Consider the following 15,681-nt stretch of genomic DNA (forward strand, 5'->3'; position numbering starts at 1 on the left):
GGCCGCCCATGACGCTCGCCGCGCGCCTCGCGCCCTATGTCCCCGACCGGCTCATCGCCTCCCTGGCCCGCCTCGTCTACCCGCGCTTCGAACCGGAGCTGGCCCGCCTCGGCGACCTCTGCCCACCGGACTGCGGCACCGCCGTGGACGTCGGCGGCTGGTACGGCCCGTGGTCGCGCCGCCTCGCCGGGCGGGCCCGCCGCGTGGTGACCGTCGAGCCGGTGCCCCGCCTCGCCCGGCTGCTCGCCGCCAGCACGCCCGGCAACGTCCGCGTCGTCCAGGGCGCGGCGAGCGATCGCCCCGGCACCGCCCGGCTCTGGCTGCCGCGCGGGGACCAGGGCCGGCGGGGCGTGTCGTCGCTGATCCGCCGCGACATCCACGCCACCGCACTCGACGTGCCGTGTCTGACCCTGGACGGGCTCGGCCTCCGGGACGTCCACTTCGTCAAGATCGACGTGGACGGCAACGAACTGGCGGTGCTGCGCGGCGCGCACGAGCTGATCACCCGCGACCGTCCGGCGCTCTTCATCGAGCTGGAGGCCCGCATCCAGCCGATCGCCCCCATCGTGGACCTCCTCACCGGCCACCACGGCTACCGGGGCTGGGTCCTGCCGGGCGACACCTGGCTGCCGCTGGCCGCCTTCGACCTGGAGGCGCACCAGGACGACACGGCGTACGTCGTGTCACAGGGGCTGCTGCGCCGGGTCCTCACGCCCCGGCGTCCCCGGTACGTCAATTCGGTGCTGTTCCTTCCGGAAGGCCGCCGGCCGGGCGCCTTCGAGGTGCGCGACGATGGGGCGCATGCCCGCTAGCTCTTCCTCGCCCGCCGCCCCCTTCACCTCGCTGGACTTCCAGCTGGTCCTGCTGCGCCGCATGGCCGACCACAACCCCGGTCTCGTGGAGGACGCCCGCCACGCGCTCGGCGCCTCCATCGCCGAGATGCGGGAGGCCAACCGCCGGTGGCAGGCGATGGCGCGGGGGGCTCGCTCGCGGGGCGCCGCGGCGCGCTACCGCTCGGTCCTCGGCGCCCCCGAGTCGACCGCCCGCCGCCCGATCGGCGACCTGGAGTGCGAGGCCCTGCGCTGGCCGGTGCCGCTCTGGCCGGACCTGCGCTTCGAGGTGCTGCTCGCGCCGAACGGGGCGGTGTGGAACGAGTGGCTGGTGCGGGCGCCGGGGGCCGCCGGGCCCGAGCTGCGTACGGTCGACGATCTGACCCCGTGGTCCTGCACGGTCGACGAGGCATCGCGGGCCTTCGCCCCGGCGCGGCCCATGGAGGGGACGGCGCCGACGCGGTGGCGCCTCGCGTTCACCGCGCCGGACGGGAGCGGTGAACGGCGGGCGTGCGTCGCGGAGTTCACGTGGGGCCTGCTCCAGCGGGTGGAGTGCGGGCCGATGGGCGCGGGGTCCGGCTCCGGGGTTACACCGCCGCCTTGAGGATGTGCTCCACGACGTGGGGCAGCGAGCCGGGGTGCGGGGCGAGGAAGAGGTTGGGCTCGACGAGTTCGAGTTCCATGACGAGCGGGTCGCCGTCGGGGCCGTCCACGAGGTCCACGCGCGCGTACAGCAGTTCGGGGGCGTCTGGCACGGCCTGCAACGCCCGAGCCGCCACGTCCAGTTCGGCCGCCGTCGCCTCCCAGGGGCGCAGGTCGGGGTGGGGAATCTTGTCGGCGTCGTACGGCACCGCGCACGCGTAGCGAGCGCGCGCCGCCGTCGCGCGTGCGATGCGCCGCATGCGCGATGGCGAGCGCGGGGCGAGCGGTACCGACCGGGCTCCGGCCAGGGCCGACGACGTCGCCCTCCGCGCGCAGCTCGGCGAGCCTGCCGCCGCACCGCTCGCCGAGCCTGTCCCACCGCGGAGGCTCGAAGCTGCCAGTCGATCCGGGTCGTCCCAGCCGACGACGTGGACATCGGCCCCGGCGCGGGCGACGGCCCGCGCGAGGACCGGCAGGTCACGGTCGTACTCCGGCTGCGGCCGGCAGGTGACGAGCGCGATGCGGGGGCTGGGCACGGAGGCTCCTCTTCGGACGCGAGTTCGGGCCCCCGCAGGCTAGCAACCGCCTCCCGGGGGGCGACTCAGAGGATGAAGACGCTCCTGGCCGTCTCCGTGTAGTAGGTCCTCCCCGGGTACACGAGTTCCTCCACCTGGCCGGTGCAGTTCCGGCCGGTGTGGACCTCGGCGACGCCAGTGCCGCGGCCGCGGTGAGCACCCCGATGACGTCGGCCATGCGTCGTCGCCTCATGCGCGCCCCTTCCCCACTCGGGCCGCTTCCGCGCGACCCCTGGAGTGACCAAGCGCTCTCCGCACCCGCCGACGAACGGACCACGGGGCGCCGTCACTTCGACAAGGCCGTGGAGTCCTTCGCGCCGTGACAGGAGCACGGTGTCCTTCGCGCCGTAGCAAGGGCCCGTACAGGCCACACCCCCACCCTTGTTCGATCCTCCCAACATCTGCTTATGATTCAGCGGTGTTCGATTCACGGCACATCAAGACGTTCCACGAAGTGGTCCGGGCCGGGTCGTACTCGGCGGCCGCCCGCTCCCTCGGCTATACACAGCCCGCGATCACCCAGCAGATGAAGGCCCTGGAACGGTCCGTGGGTACTCCCCTGTTCACCCGCGTCGGGCGCCGCATGCGCCTGACCGAGGCGGGCGAGGCGCTGTCGCGGCACGCGGGGATCATCCTGGACGACATCTCCGCCGCCCAGCAGCAGATGAACGCGATCACGCGGCTGCGCTCGGGGCGGGTGCGGGTCTGCGCCTTCCCGAGCGCCAACGCCACCCTCATCCCGGAGGCCCTGGCCCGCCTCGCCTCGGGTCATCCAGGGGTGCGCGTGGAGCTCCTGGAGGACGAGCCGCCGGAGTCGCTGCGGCGCGTGGTGCGCGGCGAGTGCGACATCACGCTCGCCTTCACCTACCCCGGCCTGCACGAAGAGGTGCCGGCCGAGCTGGCGGAGATCCCGCTCATGGAGGACCAGCTGACCGTGCTGCTGCCCACCGGGCACCCCATGGCGCGCCGCCGTTCGGTCAAGCTCGCCGAGCTCGCGGAGGAGCGGTGGATAGCGGGGTGCCCGCGCTGCCGTGCCAACTTCCTGCACGAGTGCGCCGAGCTGGGCTTCGCGCCCGACATCGCCTTCACCACCGACGACAACCTGGTCGTGCAGAGCCTGGTCGCCGAGGGGCTCGGCATCGCGATGATGCCGGGGCTCGTCCTGAACTTCCTGTGCCACCGCAAGGTGACGGGCCGCGCCCTGGACCCCGCCTCGCGGCGCAAGGTGTCGGCGTACGTCCTCAAGGATCATCTGCGCATCCCCGCCACCGCGCTGGTGCTCGCCGAGCTGAGGACGGTGGCGGCCAACCGCGTCGGCTGCTGACGCTCTCGCCCACGCCCCGTCCGCCCGCATCCCCGCCCCATCCATAAGCGGAAGTTGCGGGGTTGCCAAGAAACTGTCGTTGGACGTGATGGATCAGGCGGCGCCACGCTGCCGGTATGACCACTCCGACCGCGTACCGGGCCGCCCGGACCACAGAGCGCCTCGACACCCTCGTCGCCGACGTGCGCGAGGCGGTCGGGCGCGGACTGCCTCCCGACCTGACCGCGTACCTGGTCGGCGAGCGGCTCGCCCCGCACCTCGGCACCGCCGACCTGCTCACCGACGAGCAGTGCGAGGGCGACCCCGAGTGCTACCGCCAGCACGTCCTGCACGCCGAACAGGACGGCAGCTTCTCGATCGTGGCCCTGGTGTGGCTGCCGGGGCAGCGGACCTCCGTCCACGACCATGTCTCGTGGTGCGTCACCGGCGTGCACGAGGGCGAGGAGCACGAGCGGCGCTACCGCCTCGTGCCCGCCACCGAGCCCGGCGGGACCGCCCGGCTCATCGCCACGGAGGACGTCGTCAACCCGCGGGGCGCGGTCTGCGGCTTCGCGCCGCCCGGCGACATCCACCGGGTGTGGAACGCCTGCGGCACGCGCGCGATATCCCTCCACATCTACGGCGCCGACATAGCCCGCCTGGGCAGCAGCGTCCGCCGGGTGTACGAACTGCCGGCCGACCGGTAATGGCGCTGCTCGGAGAACGCGCCAAGTCCCGCACCGCCCCCCTCACCGCGCGGCCCCGTCGGCCGCACGGCAAGGTCCCCGGCCTCGCGCTGGCCACGGCGGGCGTCGCCATGGCCTGGGGCGTGCACCGGCTGGTGCCCGGCGTGCCGATGCTCACCGCCGCCGTGGTCCTCGGCATCGTGGCGGCCCATCTGCCCGGCTCCGCGCGGTACTTCGTGCGCGGCCCCGGCAAGGCGGGGCTGACGTTCGCGGCGAAGCGGCTGATGCGGGTCGGCATCGTGCTGCTCGGCCTGAAGCTGAGCCTGGACGACGTGCTCGGGCTCGGCTGGTCCTCGGTCGTGATGGTGCTCGGCGTGGTCGCCGTGACCTTCTTCGGCACCTGGTGGCTCGGCCGCCGCATGGGCCTGCGCGGCGACCAGCCGCTGCTCATCGCCACCGGCTACTCGATCTGCGGCGCGTCCGCGATCGGCGCGGTCAGCGAGGTCTCCGAGAGCGACGAGCGGGACACGGCCACCTCGGTGGCCCTGGTGACGCTCTGCGGCACGCTCGCGATCGCCGTACTCCCCCTGCTCCAGGGCCCGTTGGGCCTGACCGACGCGGAGTTCGGCCGCTGGGTCGGGGCGAGCGTGCACGACGTCGGGCAGGTCGTGGCGACCGCGCAGACGGCCGGCTCCGGGGCGCTCGGCGACGCGGTCCTGGTCAAGCTGATGCGGGTCGCGCTGCTGGCGCCGCTCGTCGCGGCCGTCGCGCTGTCGGTGCGGGCACGGTCGCGGTCCCGCTCCGCCGGGCGGGCCGGTACGGCGACAGGGGGGTCCGCGGGGGGTTCCCGGCGTCCGCCGCTCGTGCCGCTCTTCGTCGTGGGCTTCCTCGCCATGGTCGCCCTGCGCACGACCGGTCTCCTGCCGGGCGGTGCGATCGACGCCGCCCAGGTGGCGCAGGAACTCCTGCTCGCCGCCGCCCTGTTCGGCCTCGGCAGCGCGGTCGACCTGCCGTCGCTGACCCGCACGGGCGGCCGGGTCGCGGCGCTCGGCCTGGTGGCGTGGGGTGTGATCGCCGGGATCTCGTACGTGGGCGTGGTCCTGACGTACTGACATGGGGCGCGGCCGAAACCCCGGGGTTCTTGAGGACGTACCCCGTCCGCAAGGGCCCCTACCGTCCTCTCATGGACACCTTCCAGGGCACTCCCCAGCGCACTTTCCGGGCACTTCCCAGGGCACTTTCCCGGGCACTTCCGAGGACGCCTTCGAGATCGCCGTCCCCCAGGCCGACCCCGACGACCTCCGCGACCGCCTCGGCCGCACCTGCTGGCCCAACGAGGCCCCCGGCCAGGGCTGGAGCCGCGGCACCCCGGTCGCGTACCTCAAGGAGCTGGCAGATCACTGGGCGCACGGCTACGACTGGCGGGCCCGGGAGGCGCGGCTGAACGCGCACCCGCAGTTCACCACCGAGATCGACGGGCAGCACATCCACTTCCTGCACGTCCGGTCCGCCGTCGCGTTGCGCCGCGACGAGGAGGAGATCAACAACGTGGTGCGCCGGCGGGACCACGACCGGGGCGGCCACTTCGCCGCCCTGGAGGCGCCGGACCTGATGCCCACGGAGATCAGGGAGTTCTTCGCCGACTACCGCTGAGACGGCCGCTCCCCGGGAGGGACGGCGTCACCCTGTGTGAGACTGCGTGTGCCCGCATCGGCCGAGCAGACTTCGAGGAGTACGCGACGTGGATCCCCTCTTCCCGACCTTGTCCGCCCCGCACGCGCGAGCCGCCGACGAGGCCCTGCGGTTCGGCGACCGCACGCTGAGCCATGCCGAACTGGCGGCCGTCAGCGGGGCGTTGGCGAGCCGCCTGCGCGGAGCGGGCCGCGTCGCCGTCTGGGCCACGCCCTCCCTGGAGACCGCCGTCGCCGTGGTCGCCGCGCTGCGGGCGGGCGTGCCCGCGGTGCCGCTCAACCCCAAGTCCGGCGGCAGCGAGCTGGCGCACATCGTGGCGGACAGCGCGCCGTCTCTGCTGCTGGCCGAGCCGGGCGTCGTACTGCCGCAGGCACTGGCCGATGTGACGCGGCTCGACGTCGACATGGACGTACGAGACTCCGGGGCTCGCCCGGAAACCGCGTTCCCGGAGCCGGACGACCCCGAGGCCCCCGCCCTGATCGTCTACACCTCCGGCACCACGGGCCCGCCCAAGGGCGCCGTCCTGCCGCGCCGCGCGATCGCCGCCACGCTGGACGCCCTCGCGGACGCCTGGCAGTGGACCGGTGACGACGTACTCGTCCACGCCCTGCCGCTGTTCCACGTGCACGGCCTGATCCTCGGCACGCTGGGCCCGCTGCGGCACGGCGGCAGCGTGCGCCACCTCGGCCGGTTCGGCACCGAGGGCGTGGCGCGCGAGCTGGGCGCCGGGGCGACCATGCTGTTCGGGGTGCCGACGATGTACCACCGGATCGCCGAAGCCCTGCCCGATGAGCCGGAGTTGGCGAAGGCGCTGGCAGGGGCGCGGCTGCTGGTGTCCGGCTCGGCCGCGCTGCCGGTGCACGACCACGAGCGGATCGCGTCGGCCACGGGGCGCCGCGTCATCGAGCGGTACGGCATGACGGAGACCCTCATGAACACCAGCGTCCGCGCGGACGGCGAGCCGCGCGCGGGCGCGGTCGGGGTGCCGCTGCCGGGGGTCGACCTGCGCCTGGTCGACGAGGCGGGCGAGCCGCTCCCGGCGGACGGTCCGGAGGCGGTCGGGGAGATCCAGGTGCGCGGCCCGAACCTCTTCACCGAGTATCTGAACCGCCCCGACGCGACTGCCGCGGCCTTCGCGCCGGGCGGCTGGTTCCGCACGGGCGACATGGCGGTGCGCGACCCCGACGGCTACGTACGGATCGTCGGCCGCAAGGCCACCGACCTCATCAAGAGCGGCGGCTACAAGATCGGCGCCGGTGAGATCGAGAACGCCCTCCTCGCCCATGCCGGGGTGCGGGAGGCCGCGGTCACCGGCGAGCCGGACCCCGACCTTGGCGAGCGGATCGTGGCGTGGGTGGTGCCCGCCGACGCCGGCGCGCCGCCCCCGGCCGAGGAGCTGGCGGCCCACGTCGCGTCCTCGCTCGCCCCGCACAAGCGGCCGCGGGTCGTCCACTACCTCCAGGCGCTGCCCCGCAACGACATGGGCAAGATCATGAAACGCGCCCTCGGGAACGGAGGAGGCAAGGCCTGAACAGGGGTCGGGTCACCTCACCCCCACCGCCCGGATGATCTCCTGCGTCACGGACCCGCCCCGGTCGTCGCGGGCCGAGGCCCGCAGCGACACCGAGTCGGCAGCGGCCGGCACCTTCAACCGTCCCGTCCAGGCAGCCTTCTCGCCGTCCCTGTCCAGGGCGACGGCCCGCCAGGTCCTGCCCTCGTCGTACGACACCGACAGCTCGCCGCCGCCGATGCTCCCGGTGTCCGCGGCCCCCGCGACGTACTCGGAGAAGATGCCGACGGGCACGGTCCGCCCGCCGCGCACGTCGCCCGAGAGGGACGTGTCGACGTCGAAGCCGAGGTTGAGCAGCGGCAGGCGGGCCTTCCGGTCCGCAGGGGTCCGCTTCGACCTGAAGGTCCACTCGGCGTGGCCGTTAGTGGCGAGCCGCCACCGCGCCGGGTCGAGGGTCGTGTCGGTGACGACCTTGTAGTCGCGTTCGGCGGGGTCCGCGTCCCACACGTACACGGCGGAGCTCTTGCGCCGGTCGGCGCTGACACCGTCCACGAAGACCTCGCTGACCTGCGTCATCGACTCCTCGTTCCACACGTCGCCGAAGCCGGTGTGGTCGGGGCCGGAGTCGCCCCAGCCGGGCACGTCGAACTCCAGGCTGTCGCCCCGGCGGGTCTGGCCCCAGCCGAGGCCGGTGCCGAGCCAGGGGTGCAGGACGGGCTTGAACCAGTCCAGGCCGGTCCGCGTGCCTCCCTTGTAGGTGACGAGGCCGCTGCGCTCCTCCAGGGCGCCGGGGCCCGTGGAGACGGACTCGTGCCACAGCTGTCCCCGGCCGGTGGACACGTACTCCGTCCGCTCGGCCGGCAGGGCGACCTTCTCCTGGAAGCCGATGCCGACCGGGAAGGTGTCGGTGATCGAGTACCGGAACTCGCCGCCCCGGGCGGGCTTCACCGCGTGGTACTTCGTTTCCAGGACGGCGAGTTCACGCTTGCCGGGCCGGAAGGTCAGGTTCTTCGGCACGGCCTTCTCATGGCCCTCGGAGAGGTCGTAGACGTACGGCGTATCGACGGTCCCGACGCTCTCGACCCTCCCACCCCCGTTGGTTGCCTTGGCCGCCGCGATGAGCCGGGCGCCGTCGGCGGCGTCGACCGTGGTGATCTGGAGGGGCCGGTCGGCGTTGTCGTCCGTGCCGAACCAGGCGTTCAGACGGCCGGGCCGGTCGTCCGTCACGAACAGCGCCGCGGCGCCCGCGTCCTGCGCCGCCCGCCCGAGCCGCTCCGGGGTCACCGCGTCAGTGCGGCGTACGACGACGGCCTTGCCCCGCACGTCCTTGCCCGCGTACGCCTGCGGGGTCCCGTCGCCCGCGTCCACCAGCGCCCACTTGTGGCGCCCCTCGGCGATGGTCCCACCGGGCTGGGCGACGGCCTCGCGCAGGCCCTTGACGGCCACGAGAGGCTTGCCGAGGCGCCACACCGTGCGGTACTCGAAGGTGCCGTCGGTGACCTCGGCGGTGGGGGCGGCGAAGACGCCGTCGTACTTCACGGGCACCTGGACGGCGCCCTGGAGTTCGGCGCCGCCGGCCTTCCTGTCGTACTCCATCAGCAGCTGCCGGGTCTCGGTGCGCCGGCCGACCTCGGCGCTGATCTCGCGCAGCTTCCGCCCGTCGAGGGTGACCGCGCGGTCCCGGTCGAGGGTGATCTGCGGGTCGGCGAGGAAGCCGAGGCCGAGCGAGTCCGCGCCCCGGGCGCCGCGCACGTCGAGGAAGGACGACACGGCGTACGTTCCCGGCGCCAGGCGCAGCTTCAGGGTGCCGGAGTCACCCACGGCGGCCGGGAACGGGTCGACGCCCTCGGCGAGCCGCTGCACCACGAGGTCGGCCGGGGCGGGGGCGCCGTCACGGTCCTTGACGCGCACGGTGAGCGTGTACCGCTCCTCCTCCTTGACCAGGCCGAACGCGGTCCGCGCGACCTGTTCGCCGCCGGCGCTCGCGACGACGTGGCCGCTGGTGTTCCCGACGGGTGCCTTCGCCCCGTCGCCGGTGACGGTGGTCGAGGCGGTGCCGTGGGCCGGGACGGTGAGGGTGGTGTCGGCGAGTTCGGCGGCCCCGTCGGCGGCGCCCCGCACGGCCAGGCTCAACGTGACGGACTGGCCGGACGAGTTGGCGTAGACGATCTCCCTCACCACCGGCCGGTTGTCCTCGTACGGCCAGCCGTAGAAGCCGAGGTCGACGCTGCCGGTCGCGGTGATCCGGGCGTCGACGGCGTCGGGCACGCTGACCCGTCCGGCCCCCAATGTGTACGCGGAGGCGTCGAGTCGCTCGGAGCTGGACATCAGGGCGTCCTTGAGCCGGGCGCCGCTCCAGTCGGGGTGCCGCTCGGCGAGCAGCGCGGCCACGCCCGCGACGTGCGGGGTCGCCATCGACGTACCGCTCATCTCCGTGTAGGGGCCCTCGCCCGCGGTGAGCCGGGAGCGGGCCGCGAGGACGTCGACGCCCGGCGCCGACAGGTCGGGCTTCAGCGCGTGGTCGCCCGCGCGCGGCCCCCGGCTCGTGAAGTACGCGGCCCGGTCGGCGGAGTCGACGGCGCCGATGGTCAGGGCGGAGTCGGCGGCGCCGGGCGAGCCGATGGAGGAGGGCGTTCCGGTGTTCCCGGCCGCGACGACGAAGAGGGCGCCGGTCTCCTCGGAGAGGGCGTTCACGGCGGCGGCCATCGGGTCGGTGCCGTCGCTGGGCTCCTGCGAACCGAGGCTCATGGACACCACCTTGGCGCCGACGTCCTCGGCGGCCCACTCCATGCCCGCGATGATCTCCGACTCACTGCCGAAGCCCTCGTCGCTGAGCACCTTGCCGACGGCCAGGGAGGCGCCGGGCGCGACCCCCTTCTCCTTGCCTCCCTCGGAGGCGGCGCCGCTGCCGCCGACGGCGGACGCCACGTGGGTGCCGTGGCCGTTGCGGTCGGCGACCTCCTCGCCGGGGACGAAGCTCCTGCTCTCGGTGATACGGCCGTCGAGATCCGGGTGCCCCGCGTCGACGCCGGTGTCGAGGACGGCGACCTTCACGCCCTTCCCCGTGAGCCCGGCCTCCCACGCCTTGGGCGCGCCTATCTGTTCGTTGCTCCGCGCCATGTCCGCCTCGACACGGCCGTCGAGCCAGACCTTCTCGATGCCGGACGCCTCGTCGCGCACGGAACGCCACAGGGCGGCGGGCCGCTCGGCGGTCACGGCGACCCCGGCGACGCTCGGCAGGGACCGCACCTTCCGGGCCCCGCGCGGCACTTGGCGGGCGGCGCCCCGGGTGTTCTTCTCATACGTGACGATGAGCGGAAGCCGTGCTCCGGCGCGGTCGGCGTATCCCTGCCGGATCAGCTCACTCACGTCGAACAGCCGCTCGTCCAGCACCCCCGAGCGCAGATACGGCCGCGCCTCATCCGGTACGACGATCACGCGACCGCCCGCCACCTGCGTCCGCACGGCGCCGCTCGCCCCCGCGGGGCGGTCGACGGTGACGGTCCGTCTGCCGCCGGGGAGCGGGGTGACGGTGACCTTGTCGCCGGTGATGAGGGTGACGGTGCGGGCGGCGGCGTCGCGGGGGCCGGGGGTCGCTGCCTCGGGGGCGTCGTCGGCGGTGGCGCTCGGCCCGGCGGGAAGCAGGGCGAACACGAGACCGACGACAACCGCGACCCCGGCTCTGCGCCGCGCGGGGGCTCTGGTCATGGGCTGCCTCTCTTCGTCGGACCCGGGCGGGGGTGGTGCCCGAGTGCTGCGAAGAGTGTCAGGGGCCTTGCGGGGAACGGGAGTTGATAAGCGGTGGCGGAAAGCCGCCAGGTGACTACCCGCCAGGTACGGGGGGCCGCCGCGTCGTCGCGGCGGGTGTGCCGGGGGCGTGGGTGGAGCTCTTGCGGGCGGCGACGATGGCCGCGGGCGCGGCCGCGAGGGCGAGGACGCCGCACAGCATGGCGAGGACCGGGTAGCCGGCGAAGGCCACGACGATGCCGGAGGTCAGGCCGCCGATGGCGCCCGCGACAGCGATGGCGACGTCGACGAGCCCCTGGACCTTGGCGCGGGTGGCCAGGGGCGTGCTGTCGGTGACGATCGCGGTGCCGGTGACCAGGCCGAAGCTCCAGCCGACACCGAGCAGGACGAGGCCGAGGGTGATCAGGGTGAAGGAGTGGCCGGGCGCGAGGGCGGCGACTCCTCCCGCGGTGAGCAGCGTGCCGGCGGTGACCACGCTCATCGTGGTGGTGCCGAAGCGGTCGACAAGGCGGCCTGCCAGCGGTGACGGCAGGTACATGGAACCCGTGTGCAGGGCGATGACCAGCCCGGAGGCGGCGGTGCCGAAGCCGTGGGCGTGCATGTGGATGGGGGTCATGGTCATCACGGCGACCATGACGAGCTGACTGAGGACCAGGACCACGACGCCGACGAGCAGGCCGGGGCCGGGGCGGGCGGGGGAATCCGCGGGCGCGCCCTCGGCGGAGTCGGCGGGCAGGGTGCGGGCGAGCAGCAGCGGGTCGGGGCGCAGCCATATGAGGAGGGTGAGGGCGGCCAGCGTGAACGCGACTGTGGAGAACAGGAACAGGCCGGTCAGCTCGGGCGGGTGGAGCGCGGTCGCGAGGTGTCCGGCGGGGGTGGCGAGCAGAGGTCCGGCGACGCCGCCGGCGGTGGTGGCGACGATGACGGTGGAGGTGGCGCGGGCGCGCTGGTGGGGTGCGGCGAGGTCGGCTCCCGCGTACCGGGCCTGGAGGTTGGACGTGGTGCCGGCGCCGTAGAGGAACAGGGAGACGAACAGCAGAGCGGGGCTGCCGAGCGCGGCCGCCACGACGACACCGGCACCGCCGAGGGCGCCGGTGAGATATCCGGCGGCCAGTCCGGGACGGCGGCCGTGACGCTGGGAGACGCGTCCGATGACGACGGCGGCGACGGCGGAGCCCGCGGTGAGCAGGGCGATGGGCAGTCCGGACAGCGAGGTGTTGTGGAGCATCTGCCCGGCCAGCAGTCCGGCGACGGTGACACCGGCGGCGAGGCCGACACCGCTGAGGACCTGGGAGGCGAGCAGCACGGTCAGGGTGCGCTTCTGCACCGCGGACATGGCGGGGTCGGGAGCGGTGGTGGGCGGGGTGCGGGTGGGAGTGAGGGGCAGGCGGCCCATGGGGTCCGTACTTTCGGGTTGCCGGGAGATCGGTGTGGCGGTTTACCGGACGGGGCGGGCCGGTTGTCGTCAGGCGGCGGCCGGGTGTGGGCGAGTCGGAGGAGCTCGGGCGAACTGGTCGATGGGGCGACCGAGTTGCCGCTCGTCGTCGTGGTCGAGGGTCATCGCGCCGTCCGGGATGGGCGTGATGTGCCGGTCCAGGACGAATCGGCCCTGACAGGCCTGGGTGCCGAGCGCGGTGAGGACCGGGCGCAGGGCTCCCGGCGAACGCGTGCTGCGGCAGCAGGTCGAGGAAGGCCTTCCGCAGCCCGGAGCAGGCGGCCTTGTAGAGGCGGGACTCCTCGGGAAGCAGGGGTTCTTGGCGGTGAAGGGTGGGGGGCGTCGCCGGGCGGGGGTCCGCCCGGCCCGCGTCAGTGCGGGCTGTCCGGCATGCCGTAGGCGTCGGCGATCAGTTCGGTGGAGCGCAGCCGGGCCTGGACGGAGTGGCCGACGCTGCCGATCATGAGTTCGTCGGCGCCGGAGTCCCGCTGGACCTGGTTCAGGTGGGCGGTGACCTGCTCGGGGGTGCCGTGCGGGATGTGGGTCAGCCAGCTGTCGACGGCCTGGCGTTCCTGGGCGTCGTAGGTGTAGGCGTCCACTTGCTCGGGAGACGGCAGCAGGTAGGACTTGCGCTGGAACATGCGGAGCATGGCGTGCGCGAGGGTGCCGGCCTGGCGGCGGGCCTCGCGCTCGTCGTCGGATGCCGCGACGGTGAAGCTGACCAGCGCGTACGGCTCGGCCAGGGCCTGAGACGGAGTGAATTGCTCGCGGTACAGGCGCAGGGCGGCCACGACGTCGCGCGGATTGAAGTGCGCGGCGAAGGCGAACGGCAGGCCGAGCCGGGCGGCGAGCCGCGCCGAGTAGCCGGACGAGCCGAGCAGCCATACCGGCAGGCGGCCGGTGGGCGGGGTGACGCCGTTGAGCCGGTCCTGGGCCGGTCCTGGCACGGCGTATACGCGGTCGGCGTAGGGGTGCTCGGCCGGGAAGTCGTCGCCGAGGAAGTGCAGCAGCTCGCTTACCTGCTGGGGGAAGTCCTCGTCGCTGCCCGCGCCGCGGCGCAGGGCGGCGGCCGTGGCGTGATCGGTGCCCGGGGCGCGGCCCAGGCCCAGGTCGATGCGGCCGGGGGCGAGGGCGCCCAGCATGCCGAACTGTTCGGCGACGACCAGTGGCGGATGGTTGGGCAGCATGATCCCGCCCGCGCCGAGCCGCAGTCTGCTGGTCTCCGCGGTGAGCCGGGCCAGCAGGACGGGCGGGCTGGAGGTGGAGACGCCGGGCATGGCGTGGTGCTCGTTCATCCAGTAGCGGGTGAAGCCGCGCCGGTCGGCGAGCCGGGCGAGTTCGATGCTGCCGGCCAGCGCCTGCGCGGCGGTCTGGCCGGTGCCGGTCATGGCGGAGTCCAGTACGGACAGGGCGGCGGGGGCGGAGCCGTGGCGGGTGCCGCGGATCGGGTCGGTCATGGTGGTGCGGTCCTTCGGTGGTGCGGAGGCAAGGGTGGGGCGGGGGCCGGGCGCCGGCCGACAGTCGCGGCGGGTCTCTGTCGGCCGGCACCCGGCTATGTCCGGTGTGCGGGCCCGGTGTGCGTGGGGTCAGCCACGGACGCCGAAGTCGACGCGGTCGGTGAGACCGGCGGCGACGAAGGCGGCGACGAGCTCGTCGCGGCCCTCGGTGAAGTGGGCCCAGCTGTCGTAGTGGACGGGGACCACGCGGCCGGCACCGAGGATCTTCGCGGCCTGGGCGGCCTGGGCGCTGTCCAGGACGATCACCTTGCCGTCGAAGACATCGGGGAAGCGGGGCGCTCCGGCGAAGAGGAGGGCCGTGTCCACCGGGGCGAAGCGCTCGGCGATCTCCCTGACCGCGTCGAGCGAGGCGTTGTCGCCGCTGACGTAGACGGTGGGCAGGCCCTCGCCGGTCAGGACGAACCCGACGACCTCGCCGCAGATCGGCTCGACCTCCTCGCGCGGGCCGGGGCCGTGGATGGCGGGCACGCCGGTCACCGTGACCGTGCCCGGCCCGCCGTCCCGGCGCTCCAGCTCGACCGACTGCCAGTCGGCGAGGCCGGTGGCCGCCTCCCCGAGACGCTCCCCGCCGCCGGGCGTGGTGAGCGTCAGGGGGACATCGGCGAGCAGGGCCCGGCCCGAGGTGTCGAGGTTGTCGGCGTGCTCGTCGTGCGAGAGCAGGACCACGTCGACACGGCCGAGATCGGCCGGGCTGCCGTCGGGCGCCGCCGTCTTGGTCAGCACGACGGCCGGTGCCTGGTGGTCGCCGGGGCCGTCGAAGGTCGGGTCGGTGAGAAAGCGCAGGCCGCCGTACTCGAACAGAGCCGTCGGGCCACCGAAGACCCGGACGGGGAACGGGCTGGTCTGCGGGGTCGGAGAAGACACGAAAGGATTTCCTCACGGATAGGATGCTTGTTAACCGTGAGTCGACTGTAGGCATGTCTCACGGATGAAAGCAACCCGTACCATGAGGAGGGTGGAAGAGTTCGTGATGGAAGAAGCAGCCCTGCCCTCGGCGCCGGGCGAGGCGGAGCACCCCGCCCTGGCCCTGGCCAACAGCGCCGTCGCCCTGCCCGGCGGCCACACGGCCGACCTCCTGAGCAGCCCGGCGCGGGCCGAGCAGTGGCTGGCGCGGCGCGAGCTCGCCCCCGCCGACGCCGGTCTGGCGGAGGTGTGCGCGACGCAACTGCGCTCGCTGCGCGAACAGGTCAGGTCACTGATGGCCTCCCGGGCCGCCGGCCTGCCCGCCCTGCCCGCCGCCGTCAGGGCGATCAACGACGCGATGACCCGGGTCCCCACCGCATCCCTGCTGCTGTGGGACGAGAAGACCGGCCCCTACCGCGCCGCACCCCACCCCACCACCGCGATCGTCGAGCACGCCCTGGCGCTCATCGCCGCCGACACCGCCGACCTGCTCACCTCCCCCGACGCCGCCCGCCTGACCGCCTGCGCCTCCCCGCCCTGCAACCGCTTCCTGCTCAAGCACGGCCGCCGCCAGTGGTGCTCCACCCGCTGCGGCGACCGCGCCCGTGCCGCCCGCGCCTACGCCCGCCGTACCGCGACGGACTGACGACGCCGCATCGCCGGCTCGGCACGACACGCGAAATCGACTTCTCCTTGGGCAGCGCGGCGTCCCGCAGCCCGGTCAGCGCGCCCTCGCGGCCCTGCCCGCGCACCGTGAGGGACGGGCACCGGCGGCGTCGCCCGAGCTCTCCCGCCATCGGAAGCCCGGACCACCCGGGACGGCGGACGCACCGCATCCCCC

11 protein-coding genes and 2 pseudogenes are annotated in these 15,681 nt (G+C 74.0%); 8 read left to right on the plus strand and 5 right to left on the minus strand.

Annotated features, from left to right (window positions below):
• The first annotated feature begins 8 nt into the window (after positions 1-8).
• Positions 9-812 carry an FkbM family methyltransferase gene (locus tag KKZ08_RS11995; protein ID WP_223774444.1) on the plus strand — a complete coding sequence of 268 codons (804 nt, stop codon included), beginning with the start codon at positions 9-11 and terminating at the stop codon, positions 810-812.
• On the plus strand, positions 793-1,434 hold the full coding sequence (locus tag KKZ08_RS12000) for a hypothetical protein (protein ID WP_223774445.1): 642 nt from the start codon (positions 793-795) through the stop codon (positions 1,432-1,434). Before KKZ08_RS11995 ends, KKZ08_RS12000 begins: the two co-directional genes overlap by 20 nt.
• Here KKZ08_RS12000 and KKZ08_RS12005 read toward each other — a convergent pair.
• Positions 1,418-1,675: pseudogene (locus tag KKZ08_RS12005) on the minus strand (hypothetical protein); the annotation flags it as partial. The gene KKZ08_RS12000 and the pseudogene KKZ08_RS12005 sit on opposite strands and share 17 nt — an antisense overlap.
• Positions 1,676-2,465: 790 nt before the next feature.
• On the opposite strand from KKZ08_RS12005, the gene KKZ08_RS12010 reads away from it, so the two are divergent.
• From KKZ08_RS12010 to KKZ08_RS12030, 5 genes and pseudogenes are all read left to right on the plus strand, one after another.
• Positions 2,466-3,371, plus strand: a complete 906-nt coding sequence (locus KKZ08_RS12010) for a LysR family transcriptional regulator (RefSeq protein WP_223774446.1) — start codon at positions 2,466-2,468, stop codon at positions 3,369-3,371.
• A gap of 116 nt (positions 3,372-3,487) precedes the next feature.
• A complete protein-coding gene (locus KKZ08_RS12015) occupies positions 3,488-4,057 on the plus strand; it encodes a cysteine dioxygenase family protein (protein WP_223774447.1) in 570 nt (189 codons plus the stop codon).
• Positions 4,057-5,148 carry a putative sulfate exporter family transporter gene (locus KKZ08_RS12020; protein WP_223774448.1) on the plus strand — a complete coding sequence of 364 codons (1,092 nt, stop codon included), beginning with the start codon at positions 4,057-4,059 and terminating at the stop codon, positions 5,146-5,148. The genes KKZ08_RS12015 and KKZ08_RS12020 overlap by 1 nt, the downstream gene beginning before the upstream one ends.
• A gap of 157 nt (positions 5,149-5,305) precedes the next feature.
• Positions 5,306-5,545 (plus strand): annotated as a pseudogene (locus KKZ08_RS12025) (epoxide hydrolase N-terminal domain-containing protein); the annotation flags it as partial.
• 232 nt (positions 5,546-5,777) lie between these two features.
• Positions 5,778-7,259: an acyl-CoA synthetase gene (locus KKZ08_RS12030; RefSeq protein WP_223774449.1), complete on the plus strand. Its 1,482-nt coding sequence runs from the start codon at positions 5,778-5,780 to the stop codon at positions 7,257-7,259.
• Positions 7,260-7,271: 12 nt separating this feature from the next.
• Here KKZ08_RS12030 and KKZ08_RS12035 read toward each other — a convergent pair whose 3' ends face one another.
• The 4 genes from KKZ08_RS12035 to KKZ08_RS12050 form a co-directional block, all read right to left on the minus strand.
• A complete protein-coding gene (locus KKZ08_RS12035) occupies positions 7,272-10,946 on the minus strand; it encodes a S8 family serine peptidase (protein WP_223774450.1) in 3,675 nt (1,224 codons plus the stop codon).
• Between the two features lie 115 nt (positions 10,947-11,061).
• Entirely contained in the window at positions 11,062-12,381 is a 1,320-nt protein-coding gene (locus tag KKZ08_RS12040) for an MFS transporter (protein WP_223774451.1), read from the minus strand.
• A gap of 410 nt (positions 12,382-12,791) precedes the next feature.
• Positions 12,792-13,877, minus strand: a complete 1,086-nt coding sequence (locus tag KKZ08_RS12045) for an LLM class flavin-dependent oxidoreductase (protein ID WP_223774452.1) — start codon at positions 13,875-13,877, stop codon at positions 12,792-12,794.
• Between the two features lie 129 nt (positions 13,878-14,006).
• Positions 14,007-14,801 (minus strand): MBL fold metallo-hydrolase, encoded by a 795-nt coding sequence (locus KKZ08_RS12050; RefSeq protein WP_223774453.1) that lies wholly within the window; start codon positions 14,799-14,801, stop codon positions 14,007-14,009.
• A gap of 82 nt (positions 14,802-14,883) precedes the next feature.
• On the opposite strand from KKZ08_RS12050, the gene KKZ08_RS12055 reads away from it, so the two are divergent.
• Positions 14,884-15,486 carry an ABATE domain-containing protein gene (locus KKZ08_RS12055; protein ID WP_223774454.1) on the plus strand — a complete coding sequence of 201 codons (603 nt, stop codon included), beginning with the start codon at positions 14,884-14,886 and terminating at the stop codon, positions 15,484-15,486.
• Positions 15,487-15,681 lie beyond the last annotated feature (195 nt).

Origin of the sequence: Streptomyces sp. 135, from assembly GCF_020026305.1 — a bacterium.
GTDB lineage: Bacteria > Actinomycetota > Actinomycetes > Streptomycetales > Streptomycetaceae > Streptomyces.

Bases quoted from the DNA above. Each gene is read 5' to 3' on its own strand.
- KKZ08_RS11995 (WP_223774444.1), top strand. From the start codon at position 9: ATGACGCTCGCCGCGCGCCTCGCGCCCTATGTCCCCGACCGGCTCATC.
- KKZ08_RS12000 (WP_223774445.1), top strand. From the start codon at position 793: ATGGGGCGCATGCCCGCTAGCTCTTCCTCGCCCGCCGCCCCCTTCACC.
- KKZ08_RS12015 (WP_223774447.1), top strand. From the start codon at position 3,488: ATGACCACTCCGACCGCGTACCGGGCCGCCCGGACCACAGAGCGCCTC.
- KKZ08_RS12020 (WP_223774448.1), top strand. From the start codon at position 4,057: ATGGCGCTGCTCGGAGAACGCGCCAAGTCCCGCACCGCCCCCCTCACC.
- KKZ08_RS12035 (WP_223774450.1), bottom strand. From the start codon at position 10,946: ATGACCAGAGCCCCCGCGCGGCGCAGAGCCGGGGTCGCGGTTGTCGTC.
- KKZ08_RS12040 (WP_223774451.1), bottom strand. From the start codon at position 12,381: ATGGGCCGCCTGCCCCTCACTCCCACCCGCACCCCGCCCACCACCGCT.
- KKZ08_RS12045 (WP_223774452.1), bottom strand. From the start codon at position 13,877: ATGACCGACCCGATCCGCGGCACCCGCCACGGCTCCGCCCCCGCCGCC.
- KKZ08_RS12055 (WP_223774454.1), top strand. From the start codon at position 14,884: ATGAGGAGGGTGGAAGAGTTCGTGATGGAAGAAGCAGCCCTGCCCTCG.